The organism is Mycobacterium sp. IDUB_21, from assembly GCF_055419425.1.
In genome coordinates, this window is sequence record NZ_JBVAXQ010000010.1 from 114,994 (window position 1) to 134,716 (window position 19,723).

At 67.3% G+C, this 19,723-nt stretch carries 22 protein-coding genes, 4 tRNA genes and 2 pseudogenes; 15 read left to right on the forward strand and 13 right to left on the reverse strand.

All coding sequences use genetic code 11. The annotated features are described in order from the left end of the window. Positions 1-5 precede the first annotated feature (5 nt). A complete protein-coding gene (locus ACZYY4_RS15885) occupies positions 6-203 on the reverse strand; it encodes a hypothetical protein (RefSeq protein WP_463810952.1) in 198 nt (65 codons plus the stop codon). A 54-nt stretch (positions 204-257) separates the two neighbouring features. Between ACZYY4_RS15885 and ACZYY4_RS15890 the strand changes: the two genes are divergently transcribed. The 4 genes from ACZYY4_RS15890 to ACZYY4_RS15905 all read left to right on the forward strand — a co-directional run bounded on the left by ACZYY4_RS15890 (position 258) and on the right by ACZYY4_RS15905 (position 5,409). Next, positions 258-2,579: a helicase-associated domain-containing protein gene (locus ACZYY4_RS15890; RefSeq protein WP_463810953.1), complete on the forward strand. Its 2,322-nt coding sequence runs from the start codon at positions 258-260 to the stop codon at positions 2,577-2,579. Between the two features lie 81 nt (positions 2,580-2,660). Beyond that, on the forward strand, positions 2,661-4,316 hold the full coding sequence (locus tag ACZYY4_RS15895) for a DNA repair helicase XPB (protein ID WP_463810954.1): 1,656 nt from the start codon (positions 2,661-2,663) through the stop codon (positions 4,314-4,316). Between the two features lie 56 nt (positions 4,317-4,372). Continuing rightward, complete coding sequence (locus ACZYY4_RS15900; RefSeq protein WP_463810955.1) at positions 4,373-4,798, forward strand: pyridoxamine 5'-phosphate oxidase family protein; 426 nt, start codon at positions 4,373-4,375, stop codon at positions 4,796-4,798. Positions 4,799-4,803: 5 nt separating this feature from the next. Continuing rightward, entirely contained in the window at positions 4,804-5,409 is a 606-nt protein-coding gene (locus ACZYY4_RS15905) for a class I SAM-dependent methyltransferase (RefSeq protein ID WP_463810956.1), read from the forward strand. Between the two features lie 3 nt (positions 5,410-5,412). Here ACZYY4_RS15905 and ACZYY4_RS15910 read toward each other — a convergent pair whose 3' ends face one another. The 3 genes from ACZYY4_RS15910 to ACZYY4_RS15920 form a co-directional block, all read right to left on the reverse strand. Then, a complete protein-coding gene (locus ACZYY4_RS15910) occupies positions 5,413-5,643 on the reverse strand; it encodes a hypothetical protein (protein ID WP_463810957.1) in 231 nt (76 codons plus the stop codon). Positions 5,644-5,726: 83 nt separating this feature from the next. Continuing rightward, on the reverse strand, positions 5,727-7,859 hold the full coding sequence (locus ACZYY4_RS15915; protein ID WP_463810958.1) for a 3-hydroxyacyl-CoA dehydrogenase NAD-binding domain-containing protein: 2,133 nt from the start codon (positions 7,857-7,859) through the stop codon (positions 5,727-5,729). 13 nt (positions 7,860-7,872) lie between these two features. Then, positions 7,873-9,084, reverse strand: coding sequence for an acetyl-CoA C-acetyltransferase (locus ACZYY4_RS15920; protein ID WP_463810959.1), 1,212 nt, complete (start codon positions 9,082-9,084; stop codon positions 7,873-7,875). Between the two features lie 165 nt (positions 9,085-9,249). On the opposite strand from ACZYY4_RS15920, the gene ACZYY4_RS15925 reads away from it, so the two are divergent. Beyond that, positions 9,250-10,452, forward strand: a complete 1,203-nt coding sequence (locus ACZYY4_RS15925) for a pyridoxal phosphate-dependent aminotransferase (RefSeq protein ID WP_463810960.1) — start codon at positions 9,250-9,252, stop codon at positions 10,450-10,452. Here ACZYY4_RS15925 and ACZYY4_RS15930 read toward each other — a convergent pair. Together ACZYY4_RS15930 and ACZYY4_RS15935 are read right to left on the reverse strand one after the other, a co-directional pair. Further along, positions 10,439-10,891 carry an SRPBCC family protein gene (locus tag ACZYY4_RS15930; RefSeq protein WP_463810961.1) on the reverse strand — a complete coding sequence of 151 codons (453 nt, stop codon included), beginning with the start codon at positions 10,889-10,891 and terminating at the stop codon, positions 10,439-10,441. The two genes, ACZYY4_RS15925 and ACZYY4_RS15930, sit on opposite strands and share 14 nt — an antisense overlap. Before the next feature lie 55 nt (positions 10,892-10,946). Continuing rightward, the gene (locus ACZYY4_RS15935; protein ID WP_463810962.1) at positions 10,947-11,390 is read right to left on the reverse strand and encodes an SRPBCC family protein; all 444 of its coding nucleotides are present in this window, start codon (positions 11,388-11,390) and stop codon (positions 10,947-10,949) included. Between the two features lie 96 nt (positions 11,391-11,486). On the opposite strand from ACZYY4_RS15935, the gene ACZYY4_RS15940 reads away from it, so the two are divergent. After that, positions 11,487-11,819 carry a DUF732 domain-containing protein gene (locus ACZYY4_RS15940; protein ID WP_463810963.1) on the forward strand — a complete coding sequence of 111 codons (333 nt, stop codon included), beginning with the start codon at positions 11,487-11,489 and terminating at the stop codon, positions 11,817-11,819. A gap of 11 nt (positions 11,820-11,830) precedes the next feature. Here ACZYY4_RS15940 and ACZYY4_RS15945 read toward each other — a convergent pair whose 3' ends face one another. After that, positions 11,831-12,628, reverse strand: a complete 798-nt coding sequence (locus ACZYY4_RS15945) for a chymotrypsin family serine protease (RefSeq protein ID WP_463810964.1) — start codon at positions 12,626-12,628, stop codon at positions 11,831-11,833. Between the two features lie 307 nt (positions 12,629-12,935). Here ACZYY4_RS15945 and ACZYY4_RS15950 point away from each other — a divergent pair, with 307 nt between their 5' ends. Further along, positions 12,936-13,382, forward strand: a complete 447-nt coding sequence (locus ACZYY4_RS15950; RefSeq protein ID WP_463810965.1) for a DUF5994 family protein — start codon at positions 12,936-12,938, stop codon at positions 13,380-13,382. Between the two features lie 326 nt (positions 13,383-13,708). Here ACZYY4_RS15950 and ACZYY4_RS15955 read toward each other — a convergent pair whose 3' ends face one another. Both ACZYY4_RS15955 and ACZYY4_RS15960 read right to left on the reverse strand, forming a co-directional pair. Continuing rightward, a complete protein-coding gene (locus tag ACZYY4_RS15955) occupies positions 13,709-13,903 on the reverse strand; it encodes a hypothetical protein (RefSeq protein ID WP_463810966.1) in 195 nt (64 codons plus the stop codon). Positions 13,904-13,912: 9 nt separating this feature from the next. Next, positions 13,913-14,074 (reverse strand): annotated as a pseudogene (locus ACZYY4_RS15960) (helix-turn-helix domain-containing protein); the annotation flags it as partial. 90 nt (positions 14,075-14,164) lie between these two features. Here ACZYY4_RS15960 and ACZYY4_RS15965 point away from each other — a divergent pair. From ACZYY4_RS15965 to ACZYY4_RS15995, 7 genes and pseudogenes are all read left to right on the forward strand, one after another. Further along, the gene (locus ACZYY4_RS15965; protein WP_463810967.1) at positions 14,165-14,407 is read left to right on the forward strand and encodes a DNA-binding protein; all 243 of its coding nucleotides are present in this window, start codon (positions 14,165-14,167) and stop codon (positions 14,405-14,407) included. Continuing rightward, positions 14,408-14,812: a type II toxin-antitoxin system death-on-curing family toxin gene (locus ACZYY4_RS15970; protein WP_463810968.1), complete on the forward strand. Its 405-nt coding sequence runs from the start codon at positions 14,408-14,410 to the stop codon at positions 14,810-14,812. Between the two features lie 254 nt (positions 14,813-15,066). Continuing rightward, positions 15,067-15,615, forward strand: a complete 549-nt coding sequence (locus ACZYY4_RS15975) for a hypothetical protein (protein ID WP_463810969.1) — start codon at positions 15,067-15,069, stop codon at positions 15,613-15,615. Positions 15,616-15,697: 82 nt separating this feature from the next. Continuing rightward, positions 15,698-16,105 carry a hypothetical protein gene (locus tag ACZYY4_RS15980; RefSeq protein ID WP_463810970.1) on the forward strand — a complete coding sequence of 136 codons (408 nt, stop codon included), beginning with the start codon at positions 15,698-15,700 and terminating at the stop codon, positions 16,103-16,105. A 120-nt stretch (positions 16,106-16,225) separates the two neighbouring features. Then, complete coding sequence (locus tag ACZYY4_RS15985; protein WP_463810971.1) at positions 16,226-17,371, forward strand: hypothetical protein; 1,146 nt, start codon at positions 16,226-16,228, stop codon at positions 17,369-17,371. A gap of 8 nt (positions 17,372-17,379) precedes the next feature. Next, the gene (locus tag ACZYY4_RS15990; RefSeq protein ID WP_463810972.1) at positions 17,380-17,937 is read left to right on the forward strand and encodes a hypothetical protein; all 558 of its coding nucleotides are present in this window, start codon (positions 17,380-17,382) and stop codon (positions 17,935-17,937) included. Positions 17,938-17,940: 3 nt separating this feature from the next. Then, positions 17,941-18,147, forward strand: a pseudogene (locus ACZYY4_RS15995) (tyrosine-type recombinase/integrase); the annotation flags it as partial. Positions 18,148-18,208: 61 nt separating this feature from the next. On the opposite strand, the gene ACZYY4_RS16000 reads toward ACZYY4_RS15995, so the two are convergent. The 3 genes from ACZYY4_RS16000 to ACZYY4_RS16010 all read right to left on the reverse strand — a co-directional run bounded on the left by ACZYY4_RS16000 (position 18,209) and on the right by ACZYY4_RS16010 (position 18,494). Next, positions 18,209-18,282: transfer RNA gene (locus tag ACZYY4_RS16000), tRNA-Phe, on the reverse strand. A gap of 30 nt (positions 18,283-18,312) precedes the next feature. After that, positions 18,313-18,386: transfer RNA gene (locus ACZYY4_RS16005), tRNA-Asp, on the reverse strand. 35 nt (positions 18,387-18,421) lie between these two features. Further along, a tRNA-Glu gene (locus ACZYY4_RS16010) sits at positions 18,422-18,494 on the reverse strand. 134 nt (positions 18,495-18,628) lie between these two features. Between ACZYY4_RS16010 and ACZYY4_RS16015 the strand changes: the two genes are divergently transcribed. Continuing rightward, a tRNA-Lys gene (locus tag ACZYY4_RS16015) sits at positions 18,629-18,701 on the forward strand. A gap of 62 nt (positions 18,702-18,763) precedes the next feature. On the opposite strand, the gene ACZYY4_RS16020 is transcribed toward ACZYY4_RS16015, so the two are convergent. After that, positions 18,764-19,678 (reverse strand): class I SAM-dependent methyltransferase, encoded by a 915-nt coding sequence (locus tag ACZYY4_RS16020; protein ID WP_463810973.1) that lies wholly within the window; start codon positions 19,676-19,678, stop codon positions 18,764-18,766. Positions 19,679-19,723 lie beyond the last annotated feature (45 nt).

Here is a 19,723-nt window from a genome sequence, read left to right on the forward strand (position 1 = left end):
ACCGGCTACCGGTTGACGGCGGTGACCGGATGCAGGTACGGCAGAGCGTCGGACGGGAGCGGGAAGACCACGTCCCCGAACGGCGACAGGGCGCCGGCCCGGTCGGTGCGCAGCTCGCTCACTGCGGGTTCGCCGTCGGTCTCGGGCCACCCGTTGTCGACGTACCGGTTCTTGTTGTCCTGGTTTGCAGCCACGGCTTCCATTCTGACAGGTCGCGATCGGCGTCGTTCACCGGTTGGGCCTTACGCTGGTCGTCGATGACCGAACACGCCCGGGGTATCCCGCTGGGGTCGTGGCTGGCCGACCTGCCCGACGAGGGTCTGATCCGGCTACTGGAGCTGCGGCCCGACCTCGCCCAACCGCCGCCGGGCAGTATCGCCGCCCTGGCGGCGCGGGCGCAGGCCCGCCAGTCGGTGCGGGCGGCCACCGACGAGCTGGATTTTCTGCGGCTCGCGGTCATCGACGCCCTGCTGGTGCTGGAGGCTGACACCGCCGCGGTACCGGTGGCCGCGTTGCTGACGCTGATCGGTGCGCGCGCGCCCGCCGACGCGGTGCACGGGGCGTTGACCGACCTGATCCAGCGGGCGCTGTGTTGGGGTTCGCCCGGCCCGGGCGGTGCGCTGCGGGTGGCCGCCGAGGCGGGTGCCGGCCTGCCGTGGCATCCGGGCCAGGTCACCCGCGAGGACCCGGTGACAGATGAGCAGATGCCGGTGCTCATCGACGCCATCGCCGACCTCGACGCACCCCAGCGTGACCTGTTGGACAAGCTCCTGGCGGGCTCCCCGATCGGCCGCACCCGTGACGCCGCCCCCGGGGCGCCGCCGGAGCATCCGGTGCCGCGGCTGCTGGCGGCGGGACTGCTACGCCGTATCGACGACGACACGGTGATCCTGCCCCGGGTGGTCGGGCAGGTGCTGCGTGGTGAGCAGCCGGGTCCGATCGCCCTGCGACCACCCGACCCGGTGGTCTCGCAGACCACGGCGGCCGACGTCGACGCGGCCGCCGCCGGAGCGGTGCTCGACCTGTTGCGCGAGCTCGACCTGATCCTGGCCAGCCTGGGCGATGCGCCGGTACCTGAGCTGCGCAGCGGCGGGCTGGGCGTCCGCGAAGCCAAGCGACTGGCCAAGACGACCGGCGTCGATGAGACCCGGCTGGGCTTGCTGCTCGAGGTGGCGGCCACCGCCCGGTTGATCGCCTCGGACTATCCCGACCCTGCCACTGTCGACCAGCGGGAGTGGCCCGACGCAGACGGCCCGTACTGGGCGCCGACGGTGCTCGCCGACCGGTTCGCCGAGCGCCCCACCGCCGAGCGCTGGCAGCTGCTGGCCGCCACCTGGCTGGATCTGCCGGCCCGGCCGGGCCTGATCGGCAGCCGCGGCCCGGACGGCAAGCCGCGGGCGGCGCTGTCCACGCCGCTGTTCTCCACCGCCGCCCCGTTGGATCGACGACTGCTGCTGGGCATGCTCGCCGAACTGCCGGACGGCGCCGGGGCCGACGCCGTTTCCGCGTCGCAGGCATTGATCTGGCGCCGGCCGCGCTGGGCGAATCGACTCCAGCCCGGGCCGCTGGGCGAGCTGCTCGACGAGGCCCATGCGCTCGGGTTGCTGGGCCGCGGCGCGATCAGCTCCCCGGGGCGTGCGCTGCTGGACGGCGTCCCGAATGGCACCAATCCCGCAGCGGCCGCCACCGCAGCCATCGCGGCCATCTCGGCCATGACCAAAGCGCTGCCCGAGCCGGTCGACCATTTTCTGGTGCAGGCCGATCTGACCGTGGTGGTGCCCGGGCCGCTGAAACGTGAGCTCGCCGAGGAACTGGCCGTCGTCGCCACCGTCGAGTCGGCCGGTGCGGCAATGGTGTACCGGGTCTCCGAACAGACCATCCGGGCCGCCCTGGACGTCGGCCGGACCGGCGCGGGTCTGCACGCGTTCTTCGCAAAGCACTCGAAGACCCCGGTGCCGCAGGGGCTCGCCTATCTGATCGACGACGTAGCGCGCCGGCATGGACAGCTGCGGATCGGGATGGCGGCGTCCTTCGTGCGCTGCGAGGATCCGGTCCTGCTGGCCCAGGCGGTCGCGGTGCCAGCCGCCGAGGCGCTCGGCCTGCGGGTGTTGGCCCCGACGGTGGCGGTGGCGCAGGCCCCGATAGCCGACGTGCTGGCGGCATTGCGCGACGCCGGTTTCGCCCCGGCCGCCGAGGATGCCACCGGAACGATCGTCGACATCCGGGCGCGCGGGATGCGGGTGCCGACCCCCGCGGAGCGCCGCGGACATCGGCCGGTCACCGGGCCCAGCGGCGAAAGCCTGTCCTCGCTGGTCCGGGTACTGCGCACGGTGACCTCGGCGCCGTTCGACAACATCCGCCTGGAGCCCGTGACCGCGATGATCATGTTGAGGCGCGCCGCCTCGGAGGGGTCCACGGTGCTGATCGGCTACGTCGACCCCGCCGGGGTGGCCACCCAGCGGGAGGTCTCCCCCGTGCTGGTCCGCGGCGGCCAGTTGGTGGCGTTCGATTCGACCTCCGGGCAGATGCGGGACTTCACCATCCACCGCATCACGTCCATCTCGTCGACCGAACAGTGAGTTTGTCGGCATCTTCCGGATAATGGGCGCCATGCGCGCTGCCGACGATGCAGAGCGCCAGCGATGAGGAGGAGCAGCGCCATGAGCGGTGCCGATGGGCCGTTGATCGTCCAATCCGACAAAACCGTGCTCCTCGAGGTCGACCATGAGCAGGCCGGCGCGGCCCGCGCCGCGATCGCGCCGTTCGCCGAGTTGGAGCGCGCCCCCGAGCACGTGCACACCTACCGGATCACCCCGCTGGCGTTGTGGAACGCCCGCGCGGCCGGCCACGACGCCGAGCAGGTGGTCGACGCACTGGTCAGTCACTCCCGCTACGCGGTGCCGCAGCCGCTGCTGGTCGACATCGTCGACACCATGGCCCGCTACGGGCGTCTACAGCTGGTGAAGAGCCCGGTGCACGGCCTGACCCTGGTCAGCCTGGATCGCGCCGTGCTCGAGGAGGTGCTGCGCAACAAGAAGATCGCCCCGATGCTCGGCGCCCGCCTCGATGACGACACCGTCGTGGTGCATCCCAGCGAGCGGGGCCGGGTCAAGCAGATGCTGCTCAAAATCGGTTGGCCCGCAGAAGATCTGGCCGGCTACGTCGACGGCGAGGCACATCCGATCGAGCTGCGCCAGGACGGCTGGGAGCTGCGTGACTACCAGGAGATGGCTGTCGACTCGTTCTGGGCGGGCGGCTCGGGGGTGGTGGTGCTGCCGTGCGGCGCCGGCAAGACACTCGTCGGCGCTGCGGCGATGGCCAAAGCCGGTGCCACCACGCTGATCCTGGTCACCAACACCGTCGCCGGCCGGCAGTGGAAACGCGAGCTGATCGCGCGGACGTCGCTGACCGAAGAGGAGATCGGCGAGTACTCCGGGGAACGCAAGGAGGTCCGGCCGGTCACCATCGCCACCTATCAGGTGATCACCCGTCGCACCAAAGGCGAGTATCGGCATCTGGAGCTGTTCGACAGCCGAGACTGGGGGCTGATCATCTACGACGAGGTGCATCTGCTGCCCGCGCCGGTGTTCCGGATGACCGCCGACCTGCAGTCGCGGCGGCGCCTCGGGCTGACCGCCACCCTGATCCGGGAGGACGGCCGGGAAGGCGACGTGTTCAGCCTGATCGGGCCGAAGCGCTACGACGCGCCGTGGAAGGACATCGAGGCCCAGGGCTGGATTGCGCCGGCCGAGTGCATCGAGGTGCGGGTCACCATGACCGAGAGCGAGCGGATGACCTACGCCGTCGCCGAGCCGGAGGAGCGCTACAAGCTGTGCTCGACGGTGCACTCCAAGATCGCGGTGGTGCGCTCGATCCTCAAACAGCATCCCGGCGAGCAGACCCTGGTGATCGGCGCCTACCTCGACCAACTGGAGGAACTGGGCGAGCAGTTGGACGCCCCGGTGATCCAGGGCTCGACCCGCACCGCCGAACGCGAGCGGCTGTTCGACGCGTTCCGCAAGGGTGAGGTGTCCACCCTGGTGGTGTCCAAGGTCGCCAACTTCTCCATCGACCTACCCGAAGCGTCGGTGGCCGTGCAGGTCTCGGGCACCTTCGGATCCCGCCAGGAGGAGGCCCAGCGTCTGGGCCGGCTGCTGCGCCCCAAGGCCGACGGCGGTGGGGCGGTGTTCTACTCGGTGGTCGCCCGCGACAGTCTGGACGCCGAATATGCCGCGCACCGGCAGCGGTTCCTGGCCGAGCAGGGCTACGGCTACATCATCCGCGACGCCGATGACCTGCTGGGTCCCGCGATCTAGGCGACCCGCCAGCACGGCACACGCTCTGAGTGTGGAATTGCCGCTAGCCTCGAAACATGGCTCTATCCAAGGACGAACGCGAACGGTTTCTCGCCGAGCCGCGCATCGCGGCGCTGTCGGTGGATGCCGGCGCCGGCCGCGGCCCGTTGACGGTGCCGATCTGGTACCAGTACGTCCCGGGCGGCGAGCCCTGGATCCTGACCGGGGCCACGTCGCGCAAGGCGCGGCTCATCGAGGCGGCCGGATGCTTCTCGCTGATGGTGGAGCAGGCGGAACCGACACTGCGCTACGTCGCCGTCGACGGTCCCGTCAGCCGTATCGAACCGGGCACCGAAGATCATCACGTCGAGCTGGCCCACCGCTACCTGCCAGCCGAACGGGCCGAGCGGTTCCTCCAGTTCGCGCTGGCCCAACTGGGCGAGCAGGTCGTCATCTACCTGCGGCCGCAGCACTGGGTGTCGACCGATCTGGGGGCGATCTAGGCGCCATGACGGCCAGGCGGTTGGTGTTCCGGGGGATGTATCGGGCGGGTTTCACCCCGTGGGATAGCCACGCACTGGCCCGCGGACTGCGCAACCTGGTCGAGACCGACACGAGCGTGGCGTTGTCGCCGGGCACCGCGCTGGATCTGGGCTGCGGCACCGGAGACAACTCCATCTACCTGGCGCAGAACGGATGGCAGGTCACCGGCGTCGACTTCGCTCCCCGGGCGCTGCGCACCGCCCGGGCCAAGGCCCAAGCCGGCAAAGTGTCGGTGCGGTTCGTCTGCGCCGACATCGCCCAGCTCGCCTCGGCCGGTCTCGGTAATGACTTCGACCTGGTGACCGACAGCGGCTGCCTGCACGGGATGAACGACCACGACCGGGCGGTCTACGCCCAGCAGGTCAACGCGGTGACCGCGCTCGACTCGCGGCTGCTGATCGTCGCATTCACCCCCGGCGCGTTGTTCGGAGTCCGCGGTATCGACCAGGCCGAGATCGAACGGCTCTTCGGTCCGGAGTGGGAGCTGATCACCTCCGGCGACGAGCCGAACTATTTGCCGGCCAACAGCGGCCAGCCGGTGCGGCACTACTTGTTGGCCCGCCGGGCCTGAGCTTCAGGATCCGCAGGCACTGGGCAGCAGCATCATCAGCGGCCACAGCAGCACTCCGGCCACCGTCGCCACCTCATAGATGCTGTTGGGCGGTATGCCGAACTGCTGCTCGGCCCGGGTTTGCAGGAGTTCCACGCCGTCGGGGCGCAGAAACAGGCACACCACCCCGATGACCACGTAGAGCAGGCCCAGCCACAACGCCGTCTCCAGCAGCTTCCCGACGGTGATACTCACCCGGTAGTCCAGCAGACGCGAAATCCCCCGAAGCCACGAGGGTTCGGGGGATTCCACGTCTTTTCCGGTCTGTTCCCGCCTGGCTACAGCAGCGAGGCCGGCGGGTTGAACCGGTCGCCGTAGCGGGCGGCCAGTTCCTTGGCCCGTGCCACGAAGCCGGCCTTGCCGCCGGGGTAGCCGACGATGTACTGGTGGGTCCCACCGGTCCACGGCGGGAACCCGATGCCCATGATCGCGCCGATGTTGGCGTCGGCGGTCGAGGTCAGCACACCCTCGTCGAGGCACTTCTGCGTCTCCAGCGCCTCGGCGAACAGCATCCGGTCGATCATGTCCTGCAGCGGCGGAGTGGAGCTGCCGGACTTGAACGTCTCGCGCAGCCCCGGCCACAGGCCGGTGCGCTTGCCGTCGACGTACTCGTAGAAGCCCGCACCCTTCAGGCGTGACGGACGACCGAGCTCGATCATCTTCTCGACGACGATCTCGTTCATCTGCTTCTCGTAGCTGCCGCCGGCCGCCTCGACGCCCTCGCGGGTGGCGACGGCGATCTTGTGCATCAACTCCAGGTTGAGCTCGTCGGAGAGCTGCAGCGGTGCGGCCGGGTAGCCGGCTTGCAGACCGGCCTGCTCGATGCTGGCCGGCTCCACTCCCTCGCCCAGCATCGCCAGCGCCTCGTTGATGAAGGTGCCGATGACGCGGGAGGTGTAGAAGCCGCGGGAATCGTTGACCACGATCGGGGTCTTCTTGATCGCCAGCACGTAGTCGAACACCCGGGCCAGCGCCTCGTCGGAGGTCTTCTCGCCGCGGATGATCTCCACCAGCGGCATCTTGTCGACCGGCGAGAAGAAGTGGATCCCGATGAAGTCCTCCTGGCGCTTCACGCCGGTCGCCAGACCGGTGATCGGCAGCGTGGAGGTGTTCGACCCCAGCAGGGCGTTGGGCTCGACGATGTCCTCGATCTCCTGGAAGACCTTGTGCTTGAGGTCCTGGCTCTCGAAGACCGCCTCGATCACGAAGTCGACGCCCTTGAGGTCGTTCGGGTCGGCGGCCGGGGTGATCTTGTCCAGCAGTGCCTTTGACCGCTCCTCGGTGGTACGTCCGCGCTCCAGAGCCTTGGCTTCCAGCTTCTCCGAGTAGCCCTTGCCCTTCTGTGCGGCCTCCAGGCTGACGTCCTTGAGCACCACGTCGTAGCCGGCCTTGGCCGACACGTAGGCGATGCCCGCGCCCATCATCCCGGCGCCCAGCACACCGATCTTCTTGATCGGGGTCTGGCCGATGCCGTCGGGCCGACTGCCGCCGCCGTTGATCGTCTGCAGATCCAGGAAGAACGCCTGGATCATGTTCTTGGCGACATGGCCGGTGATCAGCGAGGTGAAGTACCGGCTCTCGATGCGGCTGGCGGTGTCGAAGTCCACGGCCGCGCCCTCGACTGCGGCCGACAGAATGGCCCGCGGCGCGGGCATCGGCGCACCCTTGAGCTGCTTGCGCAGCAGGGCCGGGAACGACGGCAGGATCGCCGCCAGTGACGGGGTCGACGGGGTGCCGCCGGGCATCTTGTAGCCCTTGACATCCCACGGCTGGGTGTGCGAATCCGGGTTGGCCTTGATCCAGGCCTTGGCGGCCGGCACCAGCTCCTCAACGGTCGGCAGCACCTCGTCGACCAGGCCGATCTCCTTGGCCTTGGCCGGCTTGAACCGGGTGCCCTGAGCCAGCACGTTCATGAACGCGTTCTGGATGCCCAGCATGCGCACCGTGCGGGTGACACCGCCGCCACCGGGCAGCAGGCCCAGGGTGACCTCGGGCAGACCGAGCTGGCTGCCCTTGGCGTCCGCGGCGATCCGGTGATGGCAGGCCAGCGCGATCTCCAAGCCCCCGCCGAGTGCCGCGCCGTTGATGGCGGCGACGACCGGCTTGCCCAGGGTCTCCAGGGCACGCAGATCCTTCTTGATGTTCTCCACCTGGTCGAACGCCTGCTGAGCGTTCTCCGGGCCGACGTTGATCATCGCCTTGAGGTCACCGCCGGCGAAGAATGTCTTCTTCGCGCTGGTGATGACCACGCCGGTGATCGAATCCTTCTCCGCCACAAGGCGTTCCACCGCGTTGTGCATGGACTCGCTGTAGTGCTCGTTCATCACGTTGGCCGACCCGGTCGGGTCGTCAAGGGTCAGCGTGACGATGCCGTCAGCGTCTTTATCCCACTGGATGGTGTTCTCTGCCATTTTCAAAAACCTCTCAGACGCGCTCAATGATGGTGGCGACGCCCATGCCACCGCCGATGCAGAGTGTGATCAGAGCGCGGCGGGCACCCCGACGCTCCAGTTCGTCGACCATGGTGCCGGTGATCATCGCGCCGGTCGCCCCGAGCGGGTGACCCATCGCGATGGCGCCACCGTTGACGTTGAGCTTCTCATCCGGGATGTTCAGGTCCTTCTGGAACTTCAGCACCACGGAGGCAAACGCCTCGTTGAGCTCGAACAGGTCGATGTCGTCGACGGTCAATCCGGCGCGGTCGAGCACCCGCTGGGTAGCCGGGGTGGGGCCGGTGAGCATGATGACCGGGTCGGCGCCACTGGTGGCAGCGGCCACGATCCGGGCCCGCGGGGTCAACCCCTGCTCCTTGCCCGCCTTTTCCGACCCGACCAGCAACAGCGCAGCGCCGTCGACGATGCCGGAGCTGTTCCCGCCGGTGTGCACGTGGTTGATCTTCTCGATGAAGTGGTACTTCTGCAGCGCCACGTCGTCGAAGCCGCCCATCGCGCCGACCCCGTCGAACGCGGTCTTGAGCTTGCCCAGGCTCTCCACCGTCGAGCCGGGACGCATGTGCTCGTCGTGGTCGAGGATCACCAGGCCGTTGCGGTCGCGGACCGGCACCACGGACTTGGCGAAGTAACCGCCGGACCAGGCCGCGGCCGCCAACTCCTGGGAACGCGCCGCGTAGGCGTCGACGTCCTCGCGGGAGAAGCCCTCGATGGTGGCGATCAGGTCGGCGCCGATGCCCTGCGGGACGAAGCCGATCTGGTAGTTCGTGTCGGGGTCGCTGGCCCAGGCGCCGCCGTCGGAGCCCATCGGCACCCGGCTCATCGACTCCACACCGCCGGCGAGCACCAGGTCGTCGAAGCCGGCCTTCACCTTGGCGGCGGCGGTGTTGATGGCTTCCAGGCCGGAGGCACAGAACCGGTTGAGCTGCACGCCGCCGGTGGTCTCGGGCATGCCGGCAGCCAGCATCGCGGTGCGGGCGATGTCGCCGCCCTGGTCACCGACCGGTGACACCACGCCGAACACGGCATCGCTGATCTGGTTCACGTCCAGGTCGGGGTTGCGGGTGCGCAGTTCGTTGACCAGGCCGACGGCCAGGTCGACCGGCTTGACCTCGTTCAGCGCCCCGTTGCGCTGCTTGCCGCGCGGGGTGCGAATGGCCTCGTAGATGAAGGCTTCTTCGGACATGGCTGGAGTTCCTCTTCAGTTCGATGCGGATTCTTCGATTGCGTCTGCTGGGAGCGTAGTCCCCTACTTTCCACCCTAACAGGACAGCCTATCAACCGGATGGTTGGGCACTATGGGGCCGACGTTCTGCGGGTTGACGCCGCCTGACTCCTAAGCTTGCCGGTTATGACGGTGTCGCGGTTAGCGCCCTATGCCACCACGATCTTCGCCGAGACGTCGGCGCTTGCCGCCCGGATAGGCGCGGTCAACCTCGGCCAGGGTTTCCCCGACGAAGACGGACCGCCGGCCATGCTCGAGGCCGCCCGATCCGCGATCGCCGATGGCGTCAACCAGTACCCGCCCGGTCTGGGAATTCCGCCCCTGCGGGAAGCCGTCGCCAGTCAACGCAAGCGGCACTTCGGCATCGACTACGACCCGGACACCGAAGTCCTGGTGACGGTCGGCGCCACCGAGGCCATCGCCGCCGCGGTGCTCGGCCTGGTCGAGCCGGGCTCAGAGGTGATCTTGCTCGAGCCGTTCTACGACTCCTACTCCCCGGTGGTGGCGATGGCCGGAGCACGGCGGGTCAGTGTGCCGCTGGTTCCCGACGGCCGCGGCTTCGCGTTGGATGTCGACGGGTTGCGCCGCGCCGTCGGTCCCGCCACCCGGGCGCTGATCGTCAACTCGCCGCACAACCCGACCGGGACGGTGTTCACCGAAGCCGAGCTCGCGGCAATCGCCCGCATCGCGGTAGAGGCCGATCTGCTGGTCATCGCCGACGAGGTCTACGAGCACCTCGTCTACCCGGGCCCCGAAGGACGCACCCACCTGCCGCTGGCCGGCTTCGAAGGGATGGCGCAGCGCACCGTCACGATCTCCAGTGCGGCGAAGATGTTCAACTGCACCGGCTGGAAGATCGGCTGGGCCTGCGGGCCGGCGGAGCTGCTGGTCGGGGTGCGGGCCGCCAAGCAGTACTTGAGTTACGTCGGCGGGGCGCCGTTCCAGCCGGCGGTGGCGTTGGCACTCAACACCGAGGACGCCTGGGTGGCGACGCTACGCGCGACCATGCAGGCCCGGCGGGACCGGCTCGCCGACGGTCTGGCACGAGTCGGCTTCGAGGTACACGACAGTTTCGGCACCTATTTTCTGTGCGCCGACCCGCGCCCGTTGGGCTACGACGACAGCACGACGTTCTGCGCCGACCTGCCGCATCGGGCCGGGGTGGCAGCGATCCCGCTGTCGGCGTTCTGCGTGCCCGCGGCGGACGCCGTGGCGCCCGAGGTCTGGAATCACTTGGTGCGATTCACCTTTGTCAAGCGGGAGGACACCCTCGATGAGGCGCTCCGGCGCCTGGAGATCCTGCGCGACGGGCGGGTCACGGCTCGGTAGCAGCCCGGTCGCCCATCACCTGCTGCCGCAAGCCTTCGGTGGCGGTGGCCAGGACCATGTTGCTGGCGCGGCGGACCAGAAACGCCGGGATCGGCCCGGAAGGCTCGACGGTGATATCGAAGCGCACCCGGGTGCTGTCCGGGCCTTCCCTGGTGAGGGTGTACTCGACGTGCTGGGCGCGCTGCTGCGTCGTCGCCTTGGCATCCCAGACCACCCAGTCCGGCCCCCAGTGGTATTCCAGGATCTCCTTGTCCACCAACCCCAGAACCTTGATGGTGGCGCGGACGTGGTGGGGACGTCCGTCGTCGTATTTGTCGAGGATCTCCACCCGCTTGTGCACCGGCGACCAGGACACCAGATCGGACACATTGGCGAGCGCGTCGAGGATTTTCTCCGGCGGCGCGTCAATCACAATTTCCCGCGATGCTCGAACAGCCACTACATCGAGCCTAGCCCGGCAGGCGGCCCCGGGCGGGCTTTGAACGAAACCGCAGTCAGCCGCCCTTTTTGACCTTCAACACCTGCGTCCGTAGGCCGTCGGTGGCGGTCTTCATGCCGCCCTTGAGGGTGCTCTTGAGCAGGAACCCCGGGATCGGGATCGACGGGTCGACGTTCATATCGAAGCGAACCTTGGTCTTGTCGCCCTGCGGGGTCAGCGTGTATTTAGCGTCCTGCGCCTTGAGTTGGCCGGCCGACACCAAGGTCCACGCGACGCTGTCGGCGGTCCAGGTGTATTCGATCACCTGCTCGTCGGTCATGCCGGCGGCCTTGATCCTGTTTCGCACCCGGCGCGGCCGACCGTCGTCGTGGGTGTCGAGCACCTCGGAGCTCTGGTATTGCGGCGACCAGGACGGCACGGCCTCTATGTCGGCGAGGACATCGAAGATCTCCTCCGGGCTCGCTTCGATGACCACTTCGCGGGAATCCTTGACTGCCATGGCTGGCACGATAGCCAGCCGCGCGGTGGCGCGCGGGGAATTGCGCCGGAGACGGATGCGTCTCGTCCACCGGGTTGCGGTGGCACGATGGAGGTCATGCACGTGACCGTGAGGATCGCCGCACCGCTGCTCGCCGTCGCGGCATTGGCCGCCGCACCCGCCGCCCATGCCGACGACGCCAGTTATCTGGCGAAGGTCAACGCATCGCCGGTGGCGATCCCGGTCGCCGATGACGTCAAGGTGACGTCAGGGCACTACATCTGCGCCCAGTTGCGGATGTACGGCCACACCGGCACCTATCGGTCCGGCATCTCACCGGGTGACCTGGTGCGCCAGCTGACCAACACCTTCTACTACAGCCCCGAAGCGGCCGAGGTGCAGATCCAGGCGGCGCAATCCGAACTCTGCCCGGAGACGTTGCGGCCCTGAGGATTTCAGGGCTAGCCGAGGCCGAACCCGGCGCCCGGGCCGCCCTTGGCGTTGACGTCGCCGAGGATCTCCTTGAACATCACGATTCCCGGCCCCGACTGGTCCAGCGGCGCGGCCGGGACGGATCCGTCACGGACCATGCCGATGAGCAGGTTGTCGATGGTGATCGGTGATCCGTCATCACCGGGTTGCCACCACTCCTCGCCGGCGGAGTCCAGTCCGGCAAGAACGACATCGAAGCAATTGAGTCCGGTGCCCCGGCCGAGTTTGCATGCCTGCTTCGCCGCGACGGGTTCCGGCGCGACAGGTTCAGGGCTGGCAGGTTCGGGGTTGGCAGGTTCTGGGCTGGCAGGTTCTGGGCTGGCAGGTTCTGGGCTGGCAGGTTCTGGGTTGGCCGGCTCTGGGCTGGCAGGTTCCGGGTCGGCGGGGCCGAGGCCGTAAATCCCGAAGCCTTCGTAGTCAGCGATCGGCTTCACCCTCGCCGGATCGAACTCGATCACCGCATAGGTGAGAGCGTCGTCGGCGGCTACCACCTTGCCCACGGCGCCGTGATCTTCGGCGCCCTCTGCGACGACCTGCGAGCCGGGTCCGCCGCAGTGGGCCGACGTGAAACCGATCAGTCGACCGGCGCTGTCGTGGCCGATGGCGGTCAGCGTGCACAGCGTGGCGTCGTTGAGGGTGATCCCGGCGCCGCCGCCGAGCAGAATTTTGTCATCAGGGGCGGCGCTGGCCGCCGCCAGGCCGGACGCGATCAAGGCGGCGGCGGCAGTGAGGACTGCAGCCGTCCGCTGAGGGGATGCACGGTGCACAGCGGCCCAGTCTAGGGGCCGCCCGCTGTCGAACCGCCGCCGAAACGCGGCAGGTGGCGTACGGTCAAACGCGAGCCGCTTCATTGTCAGCGGTGGCCACCCAGACTCGCCACGGTCGGCCCCCTCGGGCAATTGTGATTCCTCGGCCTACCCGTACCCACGGGCCAGTCGAATCCGACCGTCAGGGAACAGCCCGTGGATTGTGAGATGTGGTGCGAAACTTAGACATACGAAGACCGGTTTCCGTTCGTGACACGTGCGTCAGTGTGATCACCGGGCGCGCCCGGTGTCAGCGGGAGCAGCTGCGATGAGCCATCCGATCGGCGGGACACGCCGTGCCCGCCCTATCCGCCTCACGGTTGCGCGCGAGCTCGGTCGCGACATCGACGGCGCCTGGTGGCCGCGGGTTGATCGCATCACCAATGAATTGCCGAACCTCGTCGCGACCCTGACTCCCCTGCTCGGAGAGATCACCGCTATCGATGTGAATTGGTCACCACTGCAGCGACCACCTGACCTCAACTGGCCGGGCTGGGAACGCAAACGCCAGCACGTGATGACCCTCAGCGGCACGCAGGCTTGCGTCAACCTGCTGGTCATCTCGTATGCGACCCGCAGCGCACTCGCCTTGATGGTGATGCGCTGCGCCGCCAACCTGCCCATCGAAGCTGCGGACCGCGACAAGTCCGCATGCCTGACCGCGGGATCGGTTCTGCGGTCCGCTCGGCAACAACGGGACGCTGTTTCCGGTTAGCAGCCCTACCGGGATAAACCGCGAAGATCGGAAGTGGTGGCCAGGGCCGGGATCGAACCGGCGACCTTCCGCTTTTCAGAACGGCGGTCTAACGTCTGCCCAGGTCGGTGCTGAGTGCCACCGTCCAGTGACCTGGGCTTTCAGTCCACGGCGGGGGTGCGTGGTGGGCAGAATGGGTCACTCGTGGGTCATTCTCGCGGGTCACTGTGGGTCGCCTGGGTCACCTGGGTCACGCCGCCGTGCTCTGCTGGACGACGGTGAAAACCGCGCCGAGTGGGTGCGGGCCGGTTAGCTGAGGCGGTTTTACCGCGGCTTGGGCAGGGCGGTCACCCGGCCCAGCGCGGCCGAGCCGTCGCCCGGAACACCTCGGTGGCGTAAGGAGCTGGCGGATCGATCCGGCGGTGACTGTGCGATTCCTCGGCAACAAGGAAAGCCCAGTAGTCCGCGGCGTCACGGGGGCCGATCGGGGTGCTCGACACGGTTTCCTCGGCGAGCACCGTCGGCGGCATCAACAACGTCACCGGCGACACGTCAAGCGCGGCGCCCAGCTGGATCAGGTCATCGACATCTACTCGCCGGCGGCCGTTTTCAATTTCACTAACCCAGCTGCGGTGCACGGTGCGGCCGAGTTCGGCGAGCCGCTCAACGAGCTGCGCAGCGGTGATACGGAGTTCAGCGCGCCGGCGCTGAATGTTTCATTATCGTTTAACTCGATAGGAAGAGGGATCGGGGGCGTTACGTCGACGTAGACACAACCATGGCGGACGTGCCACCATGGTGTCATGACTGCCGCTGCCCAAGACTCCAACATCCGCACCGCAGGGCTGACTGTGCGCCTGCCCGTCGAACTTGCAGACGCGCTGAAGAACTACGCCTTCGTTACCGGGATTTCGGGCAACGAGGTCATCAAACGTGCGCTCGTCGAGTACCTCAAGATCCACGGCCGCGAGGACCTGATGCGTTCAGCTTTCGAACGCGTGGTTGAACAGCACCGCATTGCGCTGGACAAGCTAGAAGACATGTAAATGACCGTCTACCTCACCGCTGCTGACATCCTGCGCATCAACGAGCAGCATGTTGGTCCGGATCAGCTTCGTGACTTCGGGCTCGTGGACAGCTCAGCGATGCGCCCTCAGGTGAGTGCGTTCGGCGCAGATGCCTTCCCCTCCATCCACGAGAAGGCCGCGGCGCTGTTGCACGGTCTCGCGCGTAATCACCCGTTCGTCACCGGAAACAAGCGGACCGCGTGGACTGCGACGGCGATGTTCTACCTGGTAAACGGCTACAACCTGCCTATCGACGCCGCCGACGTCATCGGTCTGACCACTGACGTCGCGGAAGGACAGCTCGGCGTGCAGGACATCGCCGCCCTGCTGAAGACGTGGGCGCAGCCATTCCCGGTGAGCGACGACTGGATGGGAACCGAATAACCCCGGCGCACACTACTTATATGACCCCGCCCCGCGCCGTCTCCTGGGTCGTTGAGCACCAGGACGAGATCGCTGCGGAGTTCGAGGCCTACGAGCCGCGCCCGGAAGACGAGCGGGATCCCGCAGCTGCTGCGCGCCGTGGCCACCACCGCCGTGGCCGGCCGGTACAGCTGGACGCTGATCGGATCCTCGCATCACCGAGCCAGCCTCGCTCGACGCGGGCTGCGACGGCACGACACAGAAGGTGACTCGCAATGAAACTCGTACTCAGTCTGGTCTTTCCGCTAGTCACCGCTCTGGCATGCGGCGCGTCAAGCGATCGCGTTGAGGCCAAGCCTGACGCGCCACAAGACCCGGCGCTCATCGCTCGGTTCACGACCGTGATCTGGCCAACAATTTTGAATTACCGGCACTACGGGCAGGGCGATCCTCAGTCACCGCCGGGACCGGACTCCGAGATGGCTAAATTCAATTCAGTGGTTGACAGCGCCAACCAGGCGGGCGCTGTGAAGATCCAAGCCCAAGGCATAGGCGAACTTCTCAACACCCGCGGCGTTTCGACGGGCGAAACCGACCACATAGCCCTTGCGGCCGCCACGATCTCGTCACTGTCCGCGGGGGACGCCAGCGTGATCGCCTGCTACACATACAACTTCACCGCCCGCAGCGAATGGCCACACACAAACGACCACCCCGTTCCGGGGGTATCAGAAGTCACATTCGCCCTTCACAAAGGCGACGATTGGTTGGTGCGCAACATTTCCAACGATCACGCGGTGCCGGGCTGCGGGACCGCGGACTGAGCGCCTGAAGCCTGGGCCTGTCCGAGCCACCCCGAGCCGACGCTGAATTCCGCTGGCCGTGATCCTCTAATACAGTTCCCTCATGACCTCCCCCGCACCTTTGAAGGTCACCCCGGGCGGTCTGCACGAGCTGGCGCAGCGGTGTTCAGCGGTGGCCGGTGCGGTCTCCCCGACTCTGCCCGCGGTGAGCGCGTCGGGATGGCAGTCCACCGGTGCAGCCGCGAGCACGGTCAACGCGAGCATGAGCAGCACCGGCACCGCATGCAAATCCCGGATGACGGCCAACGCCGGCAAGCTCACCGCCGCGGCGGGCGCCCACCAGAACCAGGACGACCACGGCGCGCAGCGCCTCACCGCCGTGGCATCGCAGCTGCCCTCCGGGTCCGGCGGCGACGGCGGCGCCGGTGGACTCCCGCCCGGCCTCACTCCACTGGCCCCCCGCAGCGCGGGCGGTGACGGCGGGGCCGCCGGGCTCGGGACAGGCCGGTAAGCGGCGATGCCCGGATTGCCCACCCTGTCGCAGGTCCGCGCCGCGAGCTGGGAGCACCTGCGGACCAACGCCACCGCCTGGCGCAACCTCGCACGCACCTGGGAGTCGGCGTTCACCGAGGTGAACAACTCCTCGCTGCGCCCCGGCGGCACCGACTGGACCGGTGCGGGAGCTGAAGCCTTCCAGGACCGCGCCTACCGTGACCTGGTGAAAGTCCGCGGCCCCGCCGACATCGCGGAGAAGGCCGCCGGGATCGCCGAACGCGGCGCCGACGCCCAGGACGGCAACAAGCGATCAGTGCTCGACGCCGTCGACGAAGCCGAAAGAGACAACTTCCAGGTGGGCGAGGACTACACCGTCACCGACACCATTACCTGGTACAGCTCCGCCGCCGAGCTGGAGCAGCGCGACCTCGAAGCCGAGCGCCACTCCGATTTCATCAAATCCCAGGTCCACAAACTGGCCGGCGACGAGGACGACATCGCCCGCAACCTGTCCACCGCCACCGCGGGCCTGCACGAGTTCGGCTTCGGCGACGAAGGAGCCGACGGCGGGGCGGGTGGCGACACGGCGCCGGCGAATAACCGTTTCCCGCTGTCCCCACCTGATGCGCTCCCGCCACCGCGGCTGCCTGGAACTAATGACGACCCGTGGAAACACGGCGGGGATCAACGGTGGTCTTCGCAAACCTCGGCTCGGCCCAAGGAGATTGCGGTACTCGCTGCTGCCGAGGAAGAGATGACGAGAAATCAGCAGCCAGCAGCGAGAGGAATGCTGGAGCACTACCTGGGGAATACGGGAGCTCCCAAACAGTTGCCGCCGGAGCTTCTCGACTCTTGGCTATTGGACGGGAAAAACGGCTACGGCGACCGTTTCCTGTCGCCGCCGCAACAGATTACTGGCAACATCAACAACGTCACCCAGCAAGCGTATGAAGAAGCTCGACGAACCGGAACGGCTGTGACCCTGAGCGGAACTACGGACTGGCAGACAGTAGCGGGAAGCGACGGTGACCACGTGCGGACGCTGGGTCACTACTCGTTGTCAACCGCGTACAACCTAACCATGAACCCCGATGGCACATATGCGCTGAGTTATCGCAATGACGTCTACGACTGGTACAACTTTGCGACGCATCCCTACGCCAGCGGTACAACACAACAGATTTCCTCCTGGGCACATGACCTTCAAGCCGCCGGACTGGCACAGGACTTTCTCATAACCGGGTCCAGTAGCGTGCACACGGTTGAAGGCGCGGTGCGCTAGTGCCACGCATGCACTTGATCGCCATTACGATCGCGCTTCTCGTTGCCCAGGTCCCGACCGCTTGCGGTTTCGACAACGTCACGAAGGTATCGACTCAGGACATTCCCATCGACGACGCGGTGCAGAAGATCAACGGTGCCGCCAAATGGGCACACCTTCCAACATCTCTGGTTCCGTTGGAAACCACCGCACACCAGACCAACGCACCTATGGAGACCGACACCAGCATCACACTGGCGTTCAAGGCTCCGCGAGCTGACATCGACAGCTACCTGGCCGCCATGCACGCCCGCAAGGACTACACCCTGGTTCGACCCGCGAATGACTGTCCCCCGCCGCCGAGCGAACAGACCCTGGTACGGGAACCACCGCCGCCATCACCCGAGATGTGGTCTATCTCCGGAATCTTCGAACGCTGCGCCGCCCTCGAACAATGGCAGATGTACAGCGATGAATGGACCACACGAGGAACGACGGTCGGAACGTTGTACCGCCAGGCGGGCATTCACCCAAGCGGCACAGAATCCATCAACGTACTTTTAACGCTAAGCGGACACAACCTGTAACCCCGGAGGGCCGGCGCTGATCTCAGGTTGCTGCAGCGGACGCTCGGGCACGCATCCATCACTGTGACCGCACACACCTACGCCGATCTCTACGACTCAGAACTCGACGCTGTGGCGAATGCACTCGACGCACTGAGCAACACCGCTAATAAGGAACCGGATTACAACCCGCCCGAGGATGGCCCACCAGAGGCCCACCCGGGAAGTTAGCCGACAATCGACAACGAGCTGACACGACACGAAATCGCTGGACAATGCGCTAAAACTTAGGTGGCCAGGGCCGGGATCGAACCGGCGACCTTCCGCTTTTCAGGCGGACGCTCGTACCAACTGAGCTACCTGGCCGGAAGGCACGTGGTGCCTCGCCGCATAAAGCGACCCTGACGGGACTCGAACCCGCGACCTCCGCCGTGACAGGGCGGCGCGCTAACCAACTGCGCCACAGGGCCTTGCTGTTCGCTCCGCGTCGTCACCGCGGTGCGAGTACCCCCTACGGGATTCGAACCCGCGCTACCGCCTTGAAAGGGCGGCGTCCTAGGCCGCTAGACGAAGGGGGCCAGAACCGAATCTCTTCGGGGACTCGCAACGTGGCCACGTTGGGAGCTTCGCTAGCTTAGGGCACGGCAGGCCCAATCCTCAAACGCGGCCCCGCTCGGGACCGATCGGGAAGGCAGTATTCTGTTCCGGCACGGCCCCTATAGCTCAGTTGGTAGAGCTACGGACTTTTAATCCGCAGGTCGCAGGTTCGAGCCCTGCTGGGGGCACCTCACCGCGGTCCGGTGGTGGCGGCACTGCCGCCTCACCGGGCCACCCGCTGTGACGATTTTCATACGCCCGGCCCGGGCAGCGCGGCGCTCAGGTACGTCATGTCGTCGAATGCCACCGCCAGCTCGTCGTCCCCGTACTCCAGGCCGGCCTCGGCGTAGAGGTCGCGAACCTGGCGGCCCGACACCGTCCAGCCACCTTGGGTCAGATATTCGACGATGTGGTTGCGTTCGCCGTGATAGATCAGCTCGCCGATCTCCACCTGGCAGCCGACGGATTGCAGCTTCTCCCGGTGCTCACGCCAGGCCGGGCTGGCGAAGACCGTGGTGTCCTGAATGAACTCACAGGCCAGTCGGCTACCCGGTGCGCTCAGGCCGGTGATGGTGTCGAACAGGGCGTCCTGGGCGTCGGGCTGCAGGTAGACCAGCAGACCCTCGGCGCTCCACACGGTCGGAGCCTGCGGGTCGAATCCGGCGGCCTTGAGCGCGGCCGGCCAGTCGTCACGCAGGTCGATGGCGACGGTGCGACGCTCCGCGGTCGGCTCGGCGCCCAGGTCGGCAAGGGTAGTGGTTTTGAAGTCGATCACCGCGGGCAGGTCGACCTCGTAGACCACGGTGCCGGCCGGCCAGTCCAGCCGGTAGGCGCGGGAGTCCAGCCCGGCGGCGAGGATGACCGCCTGGCGGATGCCGCTCTGCGTCGCCGCCAGGAAGTGCTGGTCGAAGAACCGGGTCCGGATCCCCATGCCGTGGCCCATCCGGACCGGGTCGAAGTCGTCGCCTTCGGGCAGCTCCACGTCTCCATCGATCAGCCGGGTGAAGAAGTCGACGCCGACCGCACGCACCAGCGGCGCCGCGAACGGGTCGTCGATCAGTTTGTCCGGGCCCGTGGTGGCCAACGCGCGCTGCGCCGCCACCATGGTCGCGGTCGCCCCCACACTGCTGGCCAGGTCCCAGCTGTCACTGTCCGTACGCGTCATCGTCGTGCCTTCCGAATATGCCAACCAACCAAACTATTAGACAGG